At 47.1% G+C, this 20,726-nt stretch carries 22 protein-coding genes; 11 read left to right on the forward strand and 11 right to left on the reverse strand.

Features of this window, described 5'->3' with window-relative positions; translation table 11 throughout:
* Window positions 1-72 precede the first annotated feature (72 nt).
* The 3 genes from ACF8OV_RS04415 to ACF8OV_RS04425 all read right to left on the reverse strand — a co-directional run bounded on the left by ACF8OV_RS04415 (window position 73) and on the right by ACF8OV_RS04425 (window position 3,350).
* Window positions 73-1,752, reverse strand: a complete 1,680-nt coding sequence (locus ACF8OV_RS04415) for a pseudouridine synthase (RefSeq protein ID WP_203503690.1) — start codon at window positions 1,750-1,752, stop codon at window positions 73-75.
* A gap of 117 nt (window positions 1,753-1,869) precedes the next feature.
* On the reverse strand, window positions 1,870-2,490 hold the full coding sequence (locus ACF8OV_RS04420; RefSeq protein WP_024702282.1) for a DsbA family protein: 621 nt from the start codon (window positions 2,488-2,490) through the stop codon (window positions 1,870-1,872).
* Window positions 2,484-3,350, reverse strand: coding sequence for an MBL fold metallo-hydrolase (locus tag ACF8OV_RS04425; RefSeq protein WP_025442413.1), 867 nt, complete (start codon window positions 3,348-3,350; stop codon window positions 2,484-2,486). Before ACF8OV_RS04425 ends, ACF8OV_RS04420 begins: the two co-directional genes overlap by 7 nt.
* 126 nt (window positions 3,351-3,476) lie before the next feature.
* Here ACF8OV_RS04425 and ACF8OV_RS04430 point away from each other — a divergent pair, with 126 nt between their 5' ends.
* Both ACF8OV_RS04430 and ACF8OV_RS04435 read left to right on the forward strand, forming a co-directional pair.
* Window positions 3,477-4,364, forward strand: coding sequence for a LysR family transcriptional regulator (locus tag ACF8OV_RS04430; RefSeq protein WP_025621987.1), 888 nt, complete (start codon window positions 3,477-3,479; stop codon window positions 4,362-4,364).
* Window positions 4,365-4,458: 94 nt separating this feature from the next.
* A complete protein-coding gene (locus ACF8OV_RS04435; RefSeq protein ID WP_203503693.1) occupies window positions 4,459-5,262 on the forward strand; it encodes an HAD family hydrolase in 804 nt (267 codons plus the stop codon).
* Window positions 5,263-5,370: 108 nt separating this feature from the next.
* On the opposite strand, the gene ACF8OV_RS04440 is transcribed toward ACF8OV_RS04435, so the two are convergent.
* The 5 genes from ACF8OV_RS04440 to ACF8OV_RS04460 form a co-directional block, all read right to left on the reverse strand.
* A complete protein-coding gene (locus tag ACF8OV_RS04440; protein ID WP_005464976.1) occupies window positions 5,371-5,760 on the reverse strand; it encodes a hypothetical protein in 390 nt (129 codons plus the stop codon).
* Window positions 5,761-5,784: 24 nt separating this feature from the next.
* Window positions 5,785-6,876 (reverse strand): diguanylate cyclase, encoded by a 1,092-nt coding sequence (locus ACF8OV_RS04445; RefSeq protein WP_058964680.1) that lies wholly within the window; start codon window positions 6,874-6,876, stop codon window positions 5,785-5,787.
* Complete coding sequence (locus tag ACF8OV_RS04450; RefSeq protein WP_005482833.1) at window positions 6,876-7,337, reverse strand: oxidoreductase; 462 nt, start codon at window positions 7,335-7,337, stop codon at window positions 6,876-6,878. The genes ACF8OV_RS04445 and ACF8OV_RS04450 overlap by 1 nt, the downstream gene beginning before the upstream one ends.
* A gap of 445 nt (window positions 7,338-7,782) precedes the next feature.
* A complete protein-coding gene (gene fghA / locus ACF8OV_RS04455; RefSeq protein WP_203503707.1) occupies window positions 7,783-8,622 on the reverse strand; it encodes an S-formylglutathione hydrolase in 840 nt (279 codons plus the stop codon).
* Between the two features lie 61 nt (window positions 8,623-8,683).
* Window positions 8,684-9,832: an S-(hydroxymethyl)glutathione dehydrogenase/class III alcohol dehydrogenase gene (locus ACF8OV_RS04460; protein WP_005464962.1), complete on the reverse strand. Its 1,149-nt coding sequence runs from the start codon at window positions 9,830-9,832 to the stop codon at window positions 8,684-8,686.
* A gap of 293 nt (window positions 9,833-10,125) precedes the next feature.
* Between ACF8OV_RS04460 and ACF8OV_RS04465 the strand changes: the two genes are divergently transcribed.
* Both ACF8OV_RS04465 and ACF8OV_RS04470 read left to right on the forward strand, forming a co-directional pair.
* Window positions 10,126-10,932 (forward strand): arylamine N-acetyltransferase, encoded by an 807-nt coding sequence (locus ACF8OV_RS04465; protein ID WP_203503710.1) that lies wholly within the window; start codon window positions 10,126-10,128, stop codon window positions 10,930-10,932.
* A gap of 80 nt (window positions 10,933-11,012) precedes the next feature.
* Complete coding sequence (locus ACF8OV_RS04470; protein ID WP_203503712.1) at window positions 11,013-11,882, forward strand: LysR family transcriptional regulator; 870 nt, start codon at window positions 11,013-11,015, stop codon at window positions 11,880-11,882.
* Here the strand turns inward: ACF8OV_RS04470 and ACF8OV_RS04475 are convergent, their stop codons facing one another.
* The 3 genes from ACF8OV_RS04475 to kdgR all read right to left on the reverse strand — a co-directional run bounded on the left by ACF8OV_RS04475 (window position 11,883) and on the right by kdgR (window position 15,330).
* Window positions 11,883-12,593, reverse strand: a complete 711-nt coding sequence (locus ACF8OV_RS04475; RefSeq protein WP_021452800.1) for an exonuclease domain-containing protein — start codon at window positions 12,591-12,593, stop codon at window positions 11,883-11,885.
* 2 nt (window positions 12,594-12,595) lie between these two features.
* Complete coding sequence (locus ACF8OV_RS04480) at window positions 12,596-14,464, reverse strand: DUF294 nucleotidyltransferase-like domain-containing protein (protein WP_005482867.1); 1,869 nt, start codon at window positions 14,462-14,464, stop codon at window positions 12,596-12,598.
* Between the two features lie 83 nt (window positions 14,465-14,547).
* Window positions 14,548-15,330, reverse strand: coding sequence for a DNA-binding transcriptional regulator KdgR (gene kdgR / locus ACF8OV_RS04485; protein ID WP_005460804.1), 783 nt, complete (start codon window positions 15,328-15,330; stop codon window positions 14,548-14,550).
* A 255-nt stretch (window positions 15,331-15,585) separates the two neighbouring features.
* On the opposite strand from kdgR, the gene kduD reads away from it, so the two are divergent.
* The 7 genes from kduD (at window position 15,586) to ACF8OV_RS04520 (ending at window position 20,546) form a co-directional block, all read left to right on the forward strand.
* The gene (gene kduD / locus ACF8OV_RS04490; RefSeq protein WP_005482916.1) at window positions 15,586-16,347 is read left to right on the forward strand and encodes a 2-dehydro-3-deoxy-D-gluconate 5-dehydrogenase KduD; all 762 of its coding nucleotides are present in this window, start codon (window positions 15,586-15,588) and stop codon (window positions 16,345-16,347) included.
* Between the two features lie 18 nt (window positions 16,348-16,365).
* Window positions 16,366-16,890: a YgjV family protein gene (locus tag ACF8OV_RS04495; RefSeq protein WP_005497706.1), complete on the forward strand. Its 525-nt coding sequence runs from the start codon at window positions 16,366-16,368 to the stop codon at window positions 16,888-16,890.
* A gap of 7 nt (window positions 16,891-16,897) precedes the next feature.
* A complete protein-coding gene (locus ACF8OV_RS04500; protein WP_005467181.1) occupies window positions 16,898-17,218 on the forward strand; it encodes a cupin domain-containing protein in 321 nt (106 codons plus the stop codon).
* Window positions 17,219-17,258: 40 nt separating this feature from the next.
* Complete coding sequence (locus ACF8OV_RS04505; protein ID WP_005460779.1) at window positions 17,259-17,894, forward strand: RpiB/LacA/LacB family sugar-phosphate isomerase; 636 nt, start codon at window positions 17,259-17,261, stop codon at window positions 17,892-17,894.
* Window positions 17,895-17,971: 77 nt separating this feature from the next.
* Window positions 17,972-18,883: an alpha/beta hydrolase gene (locus ACF8OV_RS04510; protein WP_069489131.1), complete on the forward strand. Its 912-nt coding sequence runs from the start codon at window positions 17,972-17,974 to the stop codon at window positions 18,881-18,883.
* A gap of 98 nt (window positions 18,884-18,981) precedes the next feature.
* Window positions 18,982-19,911: a sugar kinase gene (locus ACF8OV_RS04515; RefSeq protein ID WP_005482884.1), complete on the forward strand. Its 930-nt coding sequence runs from the start codon at window positions 18,982-18,984 to the stop codon at window positions 19,909-19,911.
* Window positions 19,912-19,922: 11 nt separating this feature from the next.
* A complete protein-coding gene (locus ACF8OV_RS04520; RefSeq protein WP_005460834.1) occupies window positions 19,923-20,546 on the forward strand; it encodes a bifunctional 4-hydroxy-2-oxoglutarate aldolase/2-dehydro-3-deoxy-phosphogluconate aldolase in 624 nt (207 codons plus the stop codon).
* The last annotated feature ends 180 nt before the right edge of the window (window positions 20,547-20,726 follow it).

The following is a 20,726-nucleotide window of genomic DNA, read 5'->3' on the forward strand; positions in this document are numbered from 1 at the left end:
TTATTCTGTTGTTAGAAACCAAAAAAGGCACTGTTAGTCAGTGCCTTTTTGTTATTTAAAATCTGGAAGACGTTAGAATTCGCACTCAGCTTTGAACACCATGCGCTCTTTGCTGTATGGATGATCCAGCTCTAGCATCTCAGCATGCAGGTGTAAGCGATTCGCTTTTTCGCCGTATAAACCATCACCAACCATCGGCATGTTTAACCCCATGTGATGAGCACTGTGTACACGTAGTTGGTGAGTTCGCCCGGTTTTCGGATACATGTATACCTTGCTGCGTCCATCTTTGACGTCAATCAGTTGCCAGTAGGTTTCTGCATGTTTCCCGTGTTCAAAACACACCAGTTGACGTGGGCGGTCGTCTGGGTCGCCACGCATTGGCAATGAAATTTCCCCTTCAGGCGCGTTTAATACGCCTTCGAGCAGTGCCATATAACGTTTTTGTACGCCGCGAGCCATAAACTGTTTTTGCAGACTTTTGTTCGCGCGCTTGGTTAAGGCAAACACCAAAATGCCAGAGGTCGCCATGTCGAGGCGATGAATCACAAACGGCCCTTCCACATCAGGGAACATCGCTTGTAGGCGAGTATAAGCAGAGTCTTTGATGGTTTTACCCGGCACTGAAAGTAAGCCCGAGGGCTTGTTGACGACGACCATAGCGTCGTCTTGGTAGATTATCTCTAGCTCTTTGTCTTCTGCCCAATTCTCCGCCAATGGGTTAGGTTCGACATCCAGCCCTTGCATCATATGGCCCAAAATCGGCTGACATTTGCTGTTGCACGATGGGTAGAATTTTTTGTGTTGGCGAACTTCAGACTTTGGCGAAACACCCCACCAAAATTCTGCCAACGCCAGCGGTTTGAATTCGTGTTTAAACGCGTATTGGAGCAGTTTTGGCGCAGCACATTCCCCTGCACCTGCTGGTGGTATTGGGTTTGTGGTGTCCGAAAAAATGTCCACCAAGTCGCGTGCTTCGCCATGGCTGTTTAGGAAGCGGTATTGTTTATGCAATTTGTGCTGCAAAGCGTTGGAGAGTGTCTTGCGCTGCTCTTTCAGATGAGCAAGTTGCAGCTCTAACTCGGCCAATCGCGCTTCTTTGATTGCAAGCTTTTCATCCCACGCTTGCTTTAAGTATTTGAGAACGTTTTTCTCGGCGACACTTTGTTTACCCAACTCATCCAACAAGATTTTGAGATCATTGGCATTGAGTGTTTGCTCACCCTGTTGGCGCTGTCGTTTGCGTGCGGCGCGGCCTTCAATCATCACTTGGCGCTGTGTTTGCTCCTCTTGCTGATAAGCGGCTCGGTCGGCTTGGATTTGCGCTTTAAGATCCGCCAATTCCGGATTCGCAGCACAGGTTTTGTACTCCGCATTGGCGGCGTTGATGGCATCCGTTTCTGCGCGGAAGAAGCCTTCATCGGTCAGCATGTCGTACACAGGAGGGACAAATCCTGGAATCAAATTTTGGTCAGCAATTTTGCCAGAAAACGCACTTAAAAAGCCGAGCTCGCCTTGAGGACTTTCTATCAGCAATACGCCAAACATTTTGCCTCGCCCCGTTTCTTCATTAACCAAACCAAAATCGTGTTCGAAGTCGGTTTGCGCTAATAAGTGCTGTTGCAATTGCTTTGCGGCCATAACGCAAAGCGGATGCGGCGTGTAGTAGAACGGAAACGTAAACTGCGTTGGTAATTCATAGTCAGAAGTATCTGCAGTAAAACGAGTAAAACAATGTTCAGGCGAGTGCATGGTGGGTATCCGCGCGAGTAAAAAATCGAGCGAGGATTGTACCTGTTTGAGTCAGGATTGCCATGTCGGTGTTGGCACTCGCTCTTGGATTAAGAACAAGAGCGAGTGGGGAAGAGCTTATTGCAGTTTTTGTAATGCAAGCTTCCACTGTGCCGGTTTGTCGTAGTAGGCCGAGTGCGGCAAGGTCAGGTACTCGCCATTTACTTCTGCAATCAGGGTTGGATAACCACCAACGTGTAACTGGCGCATCAACTGTCGGCTAGAGCGAATTTTCTCATCTAGATCGGCTTCGCTTAACGTCATGTTTTGCTCCCACACATCGTTTGCTAAACCTAGCGATTCTGCAATGGCTTTGAGCGTCGATGCTTCATTCACTTTTAACCCGAGCTGATAATGCGCGGATTGGATGGCCTTTAGCATGTGCCATGGATTCAGCCCCATTTTCTCCGCACTCAAGATCGCTTGTGTTGGTAGATAAGAATCAAGAACAAACGTATCTTCGCTTTTCACGCGTTGCAGATATGCTTCACCAAACGTTGCTCCGGTTTCGGTTGCGATACGAGCGTCACTGTTGATGATGTGCTGACGAAATTCAGATTCAATCGCGCGTTTCTCAATCATACCGCCGGGATGAAGCTCTACCTTAAATTGAGAGGTGTCCATCAAGGCTTCGATGAGTGGTGATGCCCCGTAGCACCAACCACACATGGGATCGAAGAAGTAATGCACGGTTACCATGACATTTCACCAGTATGCACTTTCGCACCGATTTCTAGCGCGATTGGCAATTGAGCTTCTGGGTATTTCGCTGACATGGTGTCAATGAGTTGAACGCTGTTATTGCTGTGTTTTTTCGCTTGCTGAAAATCCTGCAAATATTGTTGCGAGTAGTGAATGGTGTCTGCGTTCAGCTTTGTGCCTGCTTTCATGTGACCAGGGATGACCACTTGAGGTTTAAGCGCAAGCATCTCGCTAAGCTGTTGCTCCCAAGCATTGATAGCGGTTTGGTCAGCGGCATCGGCCATCCACAAATGTACGTTTGAGTACACGGCTACGTTACCTAGAATCGCTTTGTTATCTGGAATCCATAGGTAAGGGCGGTGTGCTGATGTGCCGTGGTTACCACGAATTTCAATCTTATGACCTTCTAGCTCCAATGATGCTTTATCGTACGCGACAGGGATCACTGGTTTTACCGGTGCGTTTGCGCCAAGCTTTGGTCCCCAGTACGCCAGCTTTCCAGCCAGTTTCTCTTGAATAATTTTTTGAACCGCAGGCGTTGCGATGATCTGCGCATCAGGGAACTGTTGGTGTAGGGCCTCTGCGCCAAAGTAGTAGTCTGGGTCCGCTTGGCTGATAAAAATGGTTTTAAGCGTTTTGCCTGAGTCCAACACTTTAGCGGCAATGCGCATCGCATCAGCTTTGGTGAAGCCAGTGTCGATGACCATGGCGTCAGTCTCACCGTATACCAAGGTTGAGTTAACGTGGAAGCTGTTACCGTCGGCGTTGTAAACCTCAAGAGTAAGGGGAGAGTGGTTTGCCGCTAGGACAGGGCTTGCCATTAAAACGGATGCAGCAATCAAAGTGAATTTTTTCATAATAAGCTCCTAAAGAATTTGGGGCCAAGCGACGATGGCTTGGGAACGGGAGCTATATTAGGAAATTGATACGCTCGGAAAAATACACAATAATGTACATCACTATTTCTTATTTCGAGCAAATGTATGGACAGAGTAACGGCAGCAAAAGTATTTGTGGATGTGGTGTATTCTGGCAGTTTTACTGCGACCGCAGAGCGGTTAGACATGTCTCGGCCTATGGTGACTCGTTATGTAGAGGCGATGGAGAACTGGCTGCAAACTCGTTTGTTGCACCGCACCACGCGCAAGGTGTCGCTCACCACCGCAGGGGAGCGCAGCTTGCCTCAGATTGAGCGCTGGTTAAAACAGGCCGATACGTTGACGTCGAACATTGCCGTTGATGGTGAGCTGTCCGGAAAAATCCGTCTCGCGTCTAGCACTTCATTTGGATTCTCACAGTTGATCCCAGCAGTAAACAGTTTTATGCAAAAGCACCCCAAAGTGCATATCGACATAGATCTGCAAGATTCAGTGAGTGATCTAACCGAGCAACGTATCGATCTGGCAATCCGAATTGCGTCAGATCCCGATCCTTCTTTGATTGGTAAGCCGATTGCGGTGTGTGAATCGGTGTTGGTGGCATCGCCGCAATACTTGCAAACTCACCACGCGATCACGCATCCGCGAGATTTATCTTCACACGACTGTTTGGGTTACAAAAACTTTGAGCGTCACGTGTGGCATTTGTCTCAGGGCGACCAGTTCGAATCGGTGGGAATTGAGTGTCGCCTAACCAGCAATGAGGCCACGGCGTTATTGCATGGCGCGTTACAAGGCATGGGTATTTCGATGTTGCCAACCTATTTGAGCAATATCTATCTGCAATCGGGTCAGCTTGAGTCGGTGTTGCCGAATTGGAAGCCAAATGATCTCAACATTTACGCGCTGTATTCATCGCGTAAACACTTGTCTCCTGCGGTGAGAGCCTTCATCGATCACAGTGAAGATTACTTTAAACAGCATCATTGGTAATCGCGAAAGGCGTCGTCATCCCGACTTGAGATTCATACAAGATCCTGTACCTTACATGGATATATTTTCGCAGCGTCATTTAGAGTTTTAGTTAATGTCACAAGTTCGCATCAAATTTATTGCTTCCGATATGGATGGCACTTTGCTTGACCAATACGGTCGTTTGGATCCAGAGTTTTTCGACCTGTTTTTGCAACTGGAAGAGCAAGGCATTTTATTCTCCGCTGCGTCTGGTCGTCAGTATTACAGCCTGCGAGACACGTTCGCGCCAATCAAAGATCGAGTGTTGTATGTGGCCGAAAACGGCACCTTGGTGATGTACCAAGACAAAGAGCTCTACAGTTGCACAATTCCTAAAGCGGAAGTGGCGGAGATTGTGAAAGCGGCTCGTGAAATTGACGGAGCGAACATCGTATTGTGTGGCAAGCGCTCGGCGTACATCGAAACGCATGATCAGCAACCACTGGAAGAGTTTCAAAAGTACTACCATCGCTGTGAAACGGTGGCGGATTTGCTTGAGGTCGAAGACGAGTTCATCAAGGTAGCGATTTGTCACTTTGACGGTTCGGAAGAGCTCCTGTTCCCGACTATGAACGCGAAGTTTGGCGCAACGCATAAAGTTGTAGTGAGCGCAAAAATTTGGCTGGATGTGATGAATGCCGAGGCGTCTAAAGGCGCGGCCATTAAGCATCTTCAAGAGACGATGAATTTTACTCCGGCAGAAACCATGACGTTTGGTGATTACCTCAACGACCTCGAAATGCTGCAAGTCAGTGAGCATTCGTACGCGGTTGCCAACGCGCACGAAGAGATTAAGAAAATCGCTCGTTATTCTGCGCCAAGCAACCAAGAGGCTGGGGTACTCAAAGTGATTAAAGAGAAAGTGTTAGCGAAGTAACGCCCTCCTTTCGATGTTACTTTCTTCTTAACGTACAAAGCCCCGCAGTACATGCGGGGCTTTGTTTTTTTTGTGTGTGATGGGAGGGGGTAGTAATGTTCCCGTTTTTTAGCGCACGTAGTTGGCAGTTGCGCTGACTAAAAAGTGCTGCAACTTTCCATCCGATTTTGGTACCCACAAGTCGTTGTGGTATTGGTAGATACGGCCATTGACGGTCACAGACAAGGTGTTATCACCCGTTTGTTCCATGCGAATAAACTGATCCGAAGTGACCAAAAACGGCTCTTGCTCTTCAATGCTCTGACCCGTTGCCAATACGAAGTAGCCGAATCGGTTACCAGCATCCGGATCGGTTGAGTAGATTCGATGTCCAACGAGGCTGTAGTCGTCGTTGAGTGCCTGCTCAAGCGTTTTTTGCCCGATGGTTTCGTGCGATGGGATAAATACCCAAGCCAACACACCTGCCGCAATGACTGCCAGTAGAAGCAATACTTGCATGAACTTTCTCATCATAAATACCGTTTAACGTTGAAATTTCATTTTGTACATGCGCTTATCCGCTATGCTGATAAGAAAGTCAACATTATCGCTGTCACTTGGGTAGTGCGCGACGCCAATACTGGTCGACAGTGACGATACGTTGTTCGCGTTTAGAACCGGAGTATCAAACACGGAATGGATGTGTTTTTTCGCCTCCTCTGCATCGACGTCTGAGGACTCAATCACGACAGCAAACTCGTCTCCACCCATCCGATAGGTACTGAAGCTATCAATATTCATGTCTTTCAATCGCTTGGCAATTTCGCACAACACTGTATCACCAGCTTGGTGGCCGTACGTGTCATTCACGTTTTTGAACCCGTTTAGATCCAGAAGGCACAAAGAAAAAGTCGTTCGGTTGCGGGTGTTATTTCTCAACGTGACAAACAGAGCATTTCGGTTGCCAAGGCCAGTAAGAGGGTCACTCAGTGCCAGCTTGCGGTGAAAGTGCGACTCTCTGTAGAAGAAGTAAGTCAGCGACAAAATCGACAAGACGAAAGTGGCAAACAGCATGTATTGCGCTTTCATCAATCGTTGGCTTTCATCTTTTTGTGTCTCGTACACTTGGCTGGTTAAGCGAAAGTTCTGGTTCACAAACTCCACCAAGTTTAAATACAGCGTTTGAGTGGCGCGATAAAACTGAGCTGCCGCTTGGCTGTCGCCGGTTTTGGCTTCCACCAACAGTGGTTCTAACTCTTTAAACTCATTAAACAGTTGCAAAAAATATTGTTGAATGTGATTGCGAGAAAAAAAGGTGTAGACGTCTTTACTATTTATTAATAAATCAAAACGGCTCCAAGCAAGCTCATACTGAAGTTCTGCTCCTTCTATTTTTAAAACATTTTCGTCCAGTCGACGTGCTTCACTGACGAGCTCAGAAAGTTCTTTCGATAACTGGAATAAAAACCATGTCGCTTGTTTTTGCTCATCAGTAAAACTTTGCGCTAAGACCCGAGTTTGTTGGAGCAATATGACATTTGCGAGCAATAAAGAAGTGGCAAAAACCAAAAGGAGCATTTTGCTGGTCGTCGAATAATTTTTTTGTTTAATTGGGTAAGCTTCTGATAACTTCATTATTTTTGTTTTATTTTCATCTCATTAACTTGCCATACCATTTGGGCATGATATTCATTGTGATCCAATTCAGGATATTGACTGAGAGGGTATATCACCCAGTAAGGGCCTTTATTTCTCACTTTGATGTAATGATGATCTTGCTGGTACGCCAAAATTGGCTGATAACGAACAATATCTTTGCGAGATAAGGTGGAGTGATAGTTGTTTAAACTGCCGATATCGACTTGCTCTGGAATGCTTCCATAAACATGAGTCAGCAGCGTGCTGAGCTTTACACCAAGAAACTCTGAAGATTGTTGAATCCAAGGTAAATCAGTGGTGTAGCTGGTGGTTGGGAGAGATTGAAGCTCTTCCAGTTTAAGTGTGACGCTAGGTTGCTGAGGACTACTAAAAGTAATGGAATTGGCAGAAAGGAATGGTGCGAACAGCAGCAAACTGAGTGATACAATTTTTTTCATCATACGCCCTTTTGTTTTTTATTCTTTTTACCGAGCTAGAACAAAAAGTTGCTAGCGATAAATTATTTATGATTTTAATGACAAAGCCAACCGTATGAGATTTTATAATATGTTATGTTTGAAAAGTAACTGTAGGTTTACTTCACGTCAAGGTTCTTTAGTGACTTCTTAATTAAAAGGTCATTAAAAAGAAATTATTATCGAGTTATATGACGATTTAACGTCATTTAGCCGAATTTCAATGAAAATCCATACCATTCTCACTTAATGAACTCTCGCTCAGAATTAACATTGAATTTAAGATTTAAATAATGAGCTCAACATGTTTGGTGTACGTTGGATTTTATTGGAATAATTGCACTTATTTATTAAATACGTCATACAATAAAGCCACCTAATTTGGTGGCTTTATTTTTATATATCATCAAGTTATTTTCATTGTTATTTACGCAAATAAATATTTTGCGTGAAAGTTTAAATGATTGTCTATAAAGCTCGATATAAAGTAATAACTGTGGTCGTAGCCAGATTGCATTCTCAGATTCAATTCTGAACCGTGTTGTTTTGCTGCGGCTAATAAGACTTCCGGTTTGAGTTGCTCACTCAAGAAGCCGTCCGCATCGCCTTGATCAACCAAAATTGGTAAGGGTGATTTTTCTTTCTTCAAAAGCTCACTTGCATCGTATTGCTTCCAACTTTCGATATCAGTGCCCAAGTATGCGGTGAATGCTTTTTGTCCCCACGGACACTGCATTGGGTTGCTGATTGGGCTAAATGCTGAAATCGAGCGGTATAGTGTCGGATTCTTAAGGCCAATGGTGAGCGCACCGTGTCCGCCCATGCTGTGGCCAGAGATTGATTTCACATCCGATACTGGGAAGTTGGCTTCGATGATGGCTGGCAGCTCTTGCGTGACGTAGTCGTACATATGGTAATGCAGTGACCACGGTGCTTGAGTGGCGTTGAGGTAAAAGCCTGCGCCTTGGCCTAAGTCGTAACTTGCATCATCGGCAACGCCTTCACCACGCGGGCTGGTGTCCGGAGCAATGATGGCAATCCCAAGTTCTGCCGCCATACGAAATGCGCCGGCTTTCTGCATAAAGTTTTCATCGGTGCAGGTTAAGCCCGACAACCAGTATAAAGCGGGTACTGGGTTGGATTTGGTTGTATTCGGCGGCAAGAAAATCGCAAAACGCATGGTGCAGTTCAACGCTTTAGAATCGTGCGTATATTGTTTGTGCCAACCGCCAAACACTTTGGTTTGGCTTACATTTTCAATGGTCATGGATAAACTCTCTAACAACAGAATGAATTCAGGCTCCCCTTACGGAGAGCCTGAGTCAGCATTACTTATCCATATGGATAACGGTACGGATGCTCTTACCTTCGTGCATCAGATCAAATGCTTTGTTTACGTCTTCCAAGCCCATCGTGTGAGTAATGAACTCTTGTAAGCCAAACTCACCCGCCATGTAGCGGTTTACGATTTCTGGAAGCTCAGAGCGGCCTTTCACGCCACCGAACGCACTGCCGCGCCATACACGACCCGTAACCAGCTGGAATGGACGAGTTGAGATCTCTTGACCTGCACCCGCAACACCGATGATCACCGACTCACCCCAACCTTTGTGACAGCACTCAAGCGCTTGACGCATTACGTTTACGTTACCGATACATTCGAATGAGTAATCCACACCGCCATCCGTCATTTCAACAATCACTTCTTGAATTGGTTTGTCGAATTTTTGTGGGTTGATGACGTCTGTAGCACCAAGTTGTTTCGCTAGGTCGAATTTGCTTTCGTTGATGTCGATACCGATGATGCGGCTTGCTCCTGCCATGCGCGCACCGATGATTGCTGAAAGACCGATGCCGCCCAGACCAAAGATCGCAACCGTGTCGCCTTTCTCAACTTTTGCAGTGTTTAGAACCGCGCCCATACCAGTCGTTACGCCACAACCTAGTAGACACACTTCTTCAAGAGGCGCTTGCTTGTTCACTTTGGCTAATGAAATTTCAGGCAGCACTGTGTACTCAGAGAAAGTAGAACAACCCATGTAGTGGAAGATGGTTTCACCGTTGATAGAAAAACGGCTTGTACCATCTGGCATCAGACCTTTACCTTGTGTTTCACGAACGGCCTGACAAAGGTTGGTTTTGCCCGATTTACAGAACTTACACTCGCCACATTCAGCGGTGTAAAGAGGAATCACGTGGTCGCCAACCTCAACGCTGGTAACACCTTCGCCAACCATTTCAACAATACCGCCACCTTCGTGACCAAGAATCGAAGGGAAGATGCCTTCTGGATCGTCGCCTGACAGAGTGAACGCATCAGTATGACAAACACCTGTCGCGACGATGCGCACTAGCACTTCACCCGCTTTAGGAAGCTGTACATCCACTTCTTCCATTTTCAGTGGCTCGCCAGCCGCCCACGCAACCATTGCCTTGGATTTGATGTGAGTTTGACCAGGTTTGATTTCAAGAGTCATTGGATTTTCCTTTATATTCTCAGTATATGGAGTGACGTAATAAGCGTAGTTAAGGTTTGCTTCCTGCGCTGCGTCGTTTTGTTGGTGTCCATTCTAGGTGTTTCAATAAAAATGATAATCCGTCCATTTTGAAAATGATTTTTACATATTCGTAATAATGTTAAGGTGAGTGGACAACAAGAGTGTGATGCCTCCTCAAAACAGAAGGGAAAACGGAAAAGGCGATTGACCTGAGGTTAGGTAGAGGGACTAGAGTAGAAAACAATCAACCCATCAGCTAAGTAAGAGTGATTATGAATAAGACGGATCTGAACGCCTATTTAACCAAGCTCGGTTTGCCGAGTGAGTTACCCGCCGATTTGGAGTCATTGCACAAGATTCACGTAGCGCAGCACCGTTGCCTGCCGTTTGAGAACTTTGATATTTCGTTGCAGCGTGGCATCTCTGTTGAGATTGAAGACATCATTCAAAAAACCGTGTATCACTCCCGTGGTGGCTACTGCTTTGAACTGAATGGCTTAATGCTCGATGTGCTCAAGACCCTCGGGTTTGAAGCGCGCAGCTTACTTGGGCGTGTTCACGTGATGGGGACGCCGACAGGTCGCAGCCATCAAATCACGTTGGTGATGCTGGATGAACAAGCATGGATTGTCGATGTAGGCTTTGGCTCCAATACGCCGCGCGCGCCATTGCCGTTTATCCTCAACCAAGTGATTCAGACGGATTTACAAACCTTCCGCTTTGTTGAAGATGCCCAGTTTGGTTACTTCCTTCAAGTGTTGTCAACGGACGGAATGGACACATGGAACAACCTTTATAGCTTCGATTTAGAGTTTGTGTTTGCGGGTGATATCGCGTGTGGCAACTTTTTTACCTCCACTTCTCCTCATTCGCGTTTTACCAGCGCAAGAGTCGCGGCGAAAGCAACAGAAAGTGGGTTGGTGACATTGCTTAACTACACACTCAAATACACCAGCCAAGGTGAGCAGACAGAATTGGAGTTAGAGCCAGGCCAAGCCTATCTGGATGCATTGAAAGAATACTTCGGCATTGAACTTGATGCGCAGTACGGCGATCTTCGTCCGTTGCCTGACGCCTAAAATTCTCACGTTTTCAAAGCGTAGCACGACGAGAACATTTTCATCACTATTTGTCTAAAAGAGGTCGACAGGAATACAGCATGGCGAATTGGGAAGGGGTAAGCGAACTTGTTGCTGTGGCGGAAACCAACAGTTTTACCGGAGCAGCAGCTAAGCTGAAAACATCGGTGGCACAAATCAGTCGTCGGGTATCGGCACTTGAAGAACGACTTGCGGTGAAATTGCTGCATCGCACGACGCGAAAAGTCTCCCTGTCTGAAGCCGGACAACTCTATTACCAGCAGTGTAAACATTTGGTGGAAGGGTTAGAACTGGCCGAGCTTGCCGTAACGCAAATGCAGACCGAACCGCGCGGTTTGCTGCGCGTGACGGCTCCTGTGACGTATGGGGAAATGAATCTCGCGCCGCTTTTGCATCAGTTTTTGGAAAAGTACCCGCGTGTGGATCTTGATTTAGTGCTGACCAACCAAAAGCTGGATTTGATTGAGCAAGGTGTGGACGTGGCGATTCGTCTTGGCCGCTTGCAAGATTCCAGCATGATCGCCAAGCGTCTTTCCTCACGTCAAACCTACGTGTGTGCCAGTCCGATGTACTTGGAGCGTTTTGGTGAGCCACATACGTTGTCGGAATTGGGACGGCATCAATGCTTGGTTGGCTCGGTCGACTATTGGCACTTTAAGGAAAATAAACGCGATAAATCTTTACGCGTGTCGGGACGGATTAAATGCAACAGCGGTTTTGCTTTGGTGGACGCAGCGAAACGCGGTCTTGGTTTAGTGCAGCTGCCGGATTACTACGTTCAAGAAGCGTTAGACAGTGGTGAGTTAGTCGAAGTGCTGACCGATTACCGCGACGATCGCGAAGGCATTTGGGCGCTGTATCCGCAAAGTCGCAATTTGTCGCCAAAAGTGCGGTTATTGATCGACTTTTTGGCGCAAGAGTTGGCGTGATCAGCGCATCAACTGACGCAACGTGACATCCGGAAGCGCGGTCAGTTTTTTACTTTGCACCAAGAACAACTCCGCGCACGCCAAGGCATCACTGGCGGCTGAGTGCGATAAGTACCCCGGCAGGTGATAATAGCGGCGCAAATCGTCCAACTGATAACTGCTGTGCGCGCCGCTTTTCCCTGCATAGCTAAACTGCTTTTCGATTTGCAGAGTGTCGATAAAATACGCGGGGAAATCCTCTACTTGGTAGCGAGAGGAAAAATAAGCGTGAATGAAGGCTTTTTCAATGCAGCATCCGTGGGCGAGCACCACTTTTCCTGTGATGCGTTCCAGCAACCTATTCATCCCTTCATCCAATGGCAGTCCTTTGGCGAGATCTTGCGGAGTTAAGCCATTAATTTTCGCTGTTTCTGGTTTGATGAATTGTCCATGACAAATGTACCACTCTTTGGAGCTGGCGATATCAATGCCGTCCAGCGTTAGGTCAACCACGCCAATCGATAAGATTTTATCACCTTGCGCGTCCACGCCTGTGGTTTCAAAGTCCAACGCAACAAAACTCAAATCCTTCAAGGTCGTTGAGTCATCCACCAAAGGCCGTTGAAGATAGTCTTTCAGCACCATTGGCCAATCGTCAATAACGTGAATGGCTTGGCGTTTTTGCTCAGGAGAGAGCGGCGTTTCCCACCGCTTAAACCAACGTTTAATCATGGTTACGCCCCTTTCACAAACTTCAGTTTCGCGACATCTTGCAGCTCACTGATGATCTTAAATGCATCTTTTAAGTGCTTGCGTTCAAAGCTACTGAAATCATCGGGTGCGATGTGGTTGTCAGGTGTGGTGCCTGCCAGAATCGCATTGAGTTGATGACGGAAACGTACCTGAGTAATAAAGCGATACGCGCCAATGATGTTTTCAACGCTGTCTTTCGACAATGTGCCGTGCTGGGCTGCGTAGCGAAAACGCTCTTCTGTGCCAGTTAACGAGCCGCCAGCGGCAAGACTGAAAATACGCGCCAGATCGATGATCAGATTCAAGGCGTACTTTTTGATGTTTAACGTGTTGCTGTTTTCCCCACCTTTTTCCAACACCAAATTGTTGAAAATGCCAAGTGGCGGCTGAGTGTCAATCGCATCGCGCACCAAAGCCGGAATAAAGCTCGGGCTCTTTTGAATACAATCATGCAAGTGTTGTTGGATTTGGTCGACAAACTCGCGGTTGCCGTGAATGGCACGCACTTCAAGGAATACGCTAATGCTCAATAATTTGTTGTATTCTGGGCTGGCCACCCATTTCTGATAGTACTCTTTCCAACGACGAATTGGCTGACACCACTTTGGTGACGCTGCCATGTACTTGCCGTCACAAAGCGGATAACCGCACGCCGCTAAACCATTACACACCCGCATGGCAAGGTGAGTGAAGTACAGTTTATGTTCTTCGGTGGCGTCATCGGAAAGCACAATCGCACTGTCTTGGTCCGACAGCATGTGCACTTCGTTACGGGCGTGAGAGCCTGCAACCAACCACGCGTAATCACATGGCGGTGGGCCCAACAGTTCTTCATTGAGCTGGATGATGCGGCGCGTGAAAGCGTCCATGATCATCGACATCACTCGACCCTGAATTTCCGCACTCACACCGCTTTCCACCAACGCTTGGAAAATGGTTTGACGTTCTTCTTTCAACGCCGCCAGCGCGTTGAGTGAACTCGCGTATTTGATTTTCTCAATTAAGAACAAAGACTGCGTGCGGTGGTTATGCACTAAATGTGTTGTCGTTAGAAGTCCTTTCACTTGCTTGCCATGTACCACGGGCAAACAGCGAATGTTGTATTGCAGCATCAAGGAAATGGCTTGAATCACTTTAGCATCGTCTTCGATCAACACGGGGTTTGGCGTCATCACGTCGGCAATGGGCTGATTGGTATCCATGTCTTGTGCGACGACCGATTTCGTCATATCTCGGTCGGTGACTAAGCCAATAATTTCGCCTTCTTTCATCACAACGGCACAGGAGCTGCGTTGTTTGCCACACATGGTTTGCGCCACACTGCGGATAGAGTCGTTCACATCGACAATCGCAATGTTTTCACTGGCGATCTCGCCAACAGTACGAAAGAACAGTCCTTTTTCTTCTTTCCGACAAACGTACTTCACCGCAGAACTCAAGCGCACATTGGCTTGGGCGGCAAAATAGTCCGCAAATTCTGGGTGTTCTTCGCTGACCAGTTTTAGCTCAGAATGGGGGATCAAATAGAGCAATGAATCTTCAATCGCTTCCGCTTGGTAGCCATCTTCGGCATTTTCGAGTGGGTCGAGGAAAGTAAAACCAAATTGGTCATCTTGCCCAAGGCGTGCACGCAGTTCGCCATTAGGCGTGCGCTGTTCAATGGCGCCGGTTCGGATGATGTAGAGGTAACGTTGATCGCACAAGGCGCTAAAACCGATGGTTTCGCCCCTCACGAGATACTTGACCTTGACGGAATTCGCGATGCTTTCAACCACAGGTTCTGGCAGTTTATCAAAGGGGTCAATTTTGATTAAAAAGTCGAAGATGTTTGGAGTGACGGATGTGCCCATGGTTTACCTCTAAAGTGAACCGGTGTTTCAACATTGTTCTAAGTGGCAAAAAAAGCAGCCTCGCGGCTGCCTCTTGTTTCTGATTATGCCGGGTAATCGTGGTAACCCAATTGCTCAGAAATGTTTTTACCTGCTTGATGCAGTAAGCCGACGTAATATTCCATTCTCTCTTCATCGAAACGGATGGTTGGGAATGAGATAGACAAGCCAGCAATGATTTGACCAAAGCGGTCATAAATCGGCGCAGCGATACAACGAAGACCTGGTTCTTGCTCTTCGTTATCTTCTGCATAGTGGAAATCGCGCACTTTCGCCAATTCTTCTAGCACTTGATCAGTGTTTTCCAATGTTTTTTCTGTGTGCTTAATGAACTCGACATCGCTCAATACGTCACGAACAAAGCTTTCATCGCGCTCAGAAAGCAGCACTTTACCAATAGCAGTACTATAGAGCGGATTGCGACGACCGATGCGCGATTGCATGCGTAGGTTGTAGCCAGAGTCGATTTTGTGGATGTAAATGATGGCATTTTCATCCAGTGCACCAAGGTGCAAGGCTTCGTTGGTTTGTTCTGAAATGTGGCGCATTTCTTTGTCGGCCAGTTCGATCAGATCGACGTACTCAAGCGATTTTGCGCCCAACTCGAACAGCTTAAGTGTTAGAGAGTACTTATCCGCTTCGCCTTCTTGAGACACGTAACCGAGCGATTTCATGGTTTGCAGAAAACGGTAAGTAGTCGCTTTCGACATCATTAGACGTTGTGAAAGCTCTGAAACGCCGATGGCTTTCTGTTCACCAAGTGCTTGAAGAATATGAAAAACCTTAAGTACTGACGAAACCGCTTCAGGCTGAGTCGACTTTTCCATTGTTGCCCCTTTCATTCTTAGTTTTCTGCATTATATCGCTGAAAAATTTAAGAACCAGTATTTTTAAAATGCCTTTTCAAAAATTTGAAACCGCGCAATTAAAGAATCCAGAAAAACAAGATCACAATCAATATTTTTAAAACGCCTTTTCAAAAAAAATTGCAAACAGTTTCTTTTTGGGTCAGGATGAATGCATACAAAGTGACATGGCCAAGACGCCAAATCACGACATTACCTACTATTGAGGAAAACGACATGATTCTTGATTCATTTAACCTTGAGGGAAAAGTGGCCATTGTTACTGGTTGTGACACTGGTCTTGGTCAAGGTATGGCGCTTGGTCTAGCAAAAGCGGGCTGTGACATTGTTGGCGTAAACATCAGCGAACCAACAGAAACGATTGAGAAAGTAGAGGCTGAAGGCCGTAAGTTCGTTGATATCCGCGCTAACTTAATGAAACTAGACGACATCCCAACTATCGTTGACCGCGCAGTAACCGAACTTGGTCGCATTGATATCCTAGTGAACAACGCGGGCATCATTCGTCGTAACGATGCCATCGAGTTTTCTGAACAAGATTGGGATGACGTAATGAACATCAACGTGAAGTCTGTGTTCTTTATGTCTCAAGCGGTTGCAAAACAGTTCATCGCGCAAGGTGAAGGCGGCAAGATCATCAACATCGCATCAATGCTTTCTTTCCAAGGCGGTATTCGCGTGCCTTCTTACACTGCGTCTAAAAGTGGCGTAATGGGTGTGACTCGCCTAATGGCGAACGAATGGGCAAGCCACGGCATCAACGTAAACGCGATTGCTCCGGGTTACATGGCAACCAACAACACCGCGGCATTGCGTGCCGATGAACAGCGCAACAAAGAAATCGTAGACCGTATTCCTGCTGCTCGTTGGGGTACGCCAGAAGATCTAGCTGGCCCTTGTGTATTCCTAGCATCTAAAGCTGCGGATTACATCAACGGCTACACCATCGCAGTAGATGGTGGCTGGCTAGCGCGCTAATCGAGTTGCGAGAAGGTGATGGTGGATACCACGATATTAGCGCAAGCTTTAGGGTTTATTAGTTTTGGTTTGGGATTCTCCGTCTTCTACCAGAAGAATGACAGGCACCTAAAAATCTTGATGCTGATTTTTAACCTCAATCATCTTCTCCACTTTTTATTGCTGGGTTCGATGGTCTCTGCGCTGAGCGCATTGCTGTCGGCGCTCAGAACGACCACGGCGATTTTTGTCTCGTCGAAACGAGTTGCTGCTGTCTTTATTGTGATCAGTTTAGTCAGTGGCTTTTGGGTAGCAGAGCAATGGCGTGATTTATGGCCGATTATCGGGACGGTGATTGGTACATACTCGGTGTTCTGCTTGTCAGGGATCAGGATGCGCATTGGCTTTTTGCTCGGCGCGTCTTGCTGGCTAACCAATAATATTCTGGTGGGTTCCATTGGTGGAACGCTGTTAGAAATGACCGTGATCGTGATGAATTTATTGACGATTTATCGCTTACATCGTCAGCAATCAGAATCCATGATTAATCAATCAAGTTATTAGGTGAACCATGTTCGTATTTAACCAAGACATTCCGATGGAAGATCTCGGCGAAGGGATTTCACGCAAAGTACTGGCACACAGCGACAACATGATGTCGGTAGAAGTGCACTTTGAAGAAGGTGCAATTGGTGCGATGCACTCGCACCCGCACGAGCAGCTGACTTACGTGCTTTCTGGTGAGTTTGAATTCACCATCGGTGATGAGAAAAAAATCGTCAAAACCGGCGATACTATGTACAAAGAGCCAAACATTGAGCATGGCTGTGTTTGTCTGAAAGCGGGTGTACTTATCGATACTTTCACCCCAATGCGCAAAGATTTTGTTTAAGAATTGAAATTTGAATGCGGAGTTTCCGCAGGAGTAACACATGAAAATTGCACTAATGATGGAAAACAGCCAAGCAGCGAAAAACGCAATGGTGGCTGGTGAGCTTAACTCAGTAGCAGGTGGCCTTGGTCACGATGTTTTCAACGTTGGTATGACGGATGAAAACGACCATCACCTAACTTACATTCACCTAGGTATCATGGCGAGCATTCTGCTGAACTCAAAAGCTGTGGACTTCGTGGTCACTGGTTGTGGTACTGGCCAAGGTGCATTGATGTCTTGCAACCTACACCCTGGCGTTGTTTGTGGTTACTGCCTAGAGCCATCAGACGCGTTCCTGTTCAACCAAATCAATAACGGCAATGCGATTTCTCTAGCATTTGCGAAAGGTTTTGGTTGGGCGGGTGAATTGAACGTTCGTTACATCTTCGAAAAAGCGTTCACAGGCAAACGCGGCGAAGGTTACCCAATTGAGCGTGCAGCACCTCAGCAAGCGAACGCGGCTATCCTAAACAACGTGAAATCAGCGGTAGCAAAAGACGTGGTTGAAGGTCTACGTGCTATCGACCAAGAGCTAGTGAAAACTGCAGTAGGCAGCACGCAATTCCAAGAGTGTTTCTTTGCGCACTGCCAAGTACCTGAAATTGCAGAATATGTGAAGTCGCTACTAGACTAAGCACTCATTTTATCGGGAAATAGGTTAAGGCCAGCCATTGTGCTGGCTTTTTTTGTTTTTAAGCTGGAGAGAATGCCATGCACGTTGCGCCGATTACTTCACTACAGACTTGGTTTCCTGAGCATCTCGTTTTGCCTTTGTGGTCTGAGCCTCAAATCCCCTCCCATCTGGTGCAAAGTTATCAAGAAAGAAATCCGAACGAGTTGTTACCAGATCGTGCAGTGTTTGACATCACGCATCCCGAAATTGTCGTGTTTGAACCAGAGCAATCCAACGGGATTGGTATTTTATTGATGCCCGGTGGCGGTTATCAACGAGTCTCGGTGGATAAAGAAGGGGCGGACAGCGCACGCGTGTTGAACCAAGCAGGTTTTACCGTGTTTGTGATGACCTATCGCATGCCAAACGAAGGGCACGAATTTGGAGCTTGGACGCCACTGGCGGACGCGCAGCGAGCAATGCGTTTGGTGCGTCAGTTGCCTTTGGCGTCTCATTTATCATCGATTGGTGTGTTAGGTTTCTCGGCTGGCGGACACGTTGCAGCGAGCTTAGCGACGAGTCACGCATTGGATATTTATCCTCTTCAAGATGAGGCGGACCGTGTATCTGCCAAGCCCGATTTTTGCGCTTTGATGTACCCGGTGATCAGTATGAACATCGATATTGCGCACATGGGCTCGCGTGCCGAGTTACTGGCTAATTTGGAACGTGAATCTGACCTTCTCCGATTTTCGCTAGAAAAACAGGTGACGTCAGACATGCCGCCTTGTTTTCTTTTACATGCCAGTGACGATACCGCCGTGAGTGCGGAAAACAGCCTCGTGTTTTGGCAAGCACTTCGCCAGCACGAAATCGCGACCGAAATGCATCTGTTTGAGCAAGGTAAACACGGTTTTGGTATTCGCGATGCACAAGGTTTGCCTGTCGCGGCGTGGCCGCAATTGCTCTCTGCATGGCTACAAAATCTGGCCGAGAAAGCACGCAGATAGATCAAGTTCACGAAATAAATGAACCGTTGTTTTATTTTTATTGTTAACTGGTTTTGTAATTGCAATAATGGCGGCATCAAATACTGAGGAGACTTCCCATGAACCCAATCAGTCGTGTCGCCATCATCGGCGAATGTATGGTGGAGCTTAAAAAACATGACGGCGTGCTACAGCAAGGTTTTGGCGGTGATACGCTCAATACCGCGGTGTATCTTTCTCGTCTAACCAAACAACACGGGGTCGAAACTTCGTATGTGACGGGATTAGGACATGATCCGTTTAGTCGTGAAATGCTAACGGCATGGCGTGAAGAGGGGATCAATACGGACATGGTCTACCTTTCTGAAGATAAGTTGCCAGGCATTTACGCGATTGAAACCGCCGAAGATGGCGAGCGTAGCTTCTTTTACTGGCGTAATGATGCGGCAGCAAAATACTGGTTGCGTGAGCGAGCATTGCTGTCGTTGGTGAAAGATCTTTGTCAGCATCAAATGATCTACCTGAGTGGCATTAGCTTGGCGATCATCTCGGACGATTGTCGTCAGATGTTGATTGAGCTGCTAACAATGTGCCGTAAAGAAGGTGTGAAAATCGCATTCGATAACAACTTCCGCCCTAAGCTCTGGCCTAACATCGAGCAAGCTCGTGATTTTTACTCAAAGATCCTCAGCGTCACCGATATGGCATTTTTGACCTTCGATGACGAGGTCATGCTGTGGGGAGATAAGCACGAAGATGAAGCGATCAGCCGTACGAAAAACTTTGGCGTGAAAGAGATCATCGTGAAACGTGGCGCGGACGACTGCTTTGTTGTAACACAAGATCAACAACACACCGTTGCGGCCTTGAAGGTTGATGCTGTGGTGGATACCACGGCGGCAGGTGATTCTTTTAGTGCGGGTTATCTGGCAAAACGAATTTTAGGCGGAGACGTTGCTGAGTCTGCGCTTGCTGGCCACAAAGTGGCTGGCACGGTTATTCAACATCGCGGCGCGATCATTCCAAGCCAAGCGATGCCAACTATTTAAGGAACGATGAAATGAAAGATCTGAACCAACAACTTTCAGAAATTAAAGTAGTCCCTGTTATCGCGATCAAAGACGCAGGCAAGGCAGTGAAACTGGCACAGGTGCTGATTGAAAATGGCCTGCCATGTGCTGAAGTGACGTTCCGTACTGAAGATGCCGCTTTAGCGATCAAAAACATGCGCGAAGCGTACCCAGAGATGTTGATTGGCGCGGGAACTGTGCTGACAAGCGCGCAAGTGGATGAAGCGATTGATGCGGGCGTGGACTTTATTGTGAGCCCAGGTTTCAACCCAACTACAGTGAAATACTGCCAACAGCGTAACGTGACCATCGTCCCTGGTGTCAACAACCCAAGCTTGGTTGAACAAGCAATGGAAATGGGTCTGCGTACGCTGAAGTTTTTCCCAGCAGAACCGTCAGGCGGCGTCGCGATGCTAAAAGCATTATCTGCGGTTTATCCTGTAAAATTCATGCCAACCGGTGGCGTGAGCCCAAGCAATGTTAAAGATTACTTGTCTATTTCTTCAGTCTTAGCGTGTGGTGGTACTTGGATGGTACCCGGCGATTTGATTGACAACGAGCAATGGGATGAACTGGCGAAGCTGGTTCGTGAAGTTGCGGGAATTATCGAATAATTCCTCACCCCGGTTAGCGCCGAGAACTATCGTAGATAGTCGAACGATCTTTTGAGCAATTTGCCAACGCCTGCGGCTCCACCGTAGGCGTTTTTTTATGTGCAGTTTTGGAGAGTTAAAAGCCAGCTTTCCACTAGGCGCGACACAAAACAACGCGCCCAATACGGTTTACTTACCCAT

The sequence above is a fragment of the Vibrio sp. GLN_1 genome, assembly GCF_043106015.1.
Taxonomy (GTDB): domain Bacteria; phylum Pseudomonadota; class Gammaproteobacteria; order Enterobacterales; family Vibrionaceae; genus Vibrio; species Vibrio parahaemolyticus.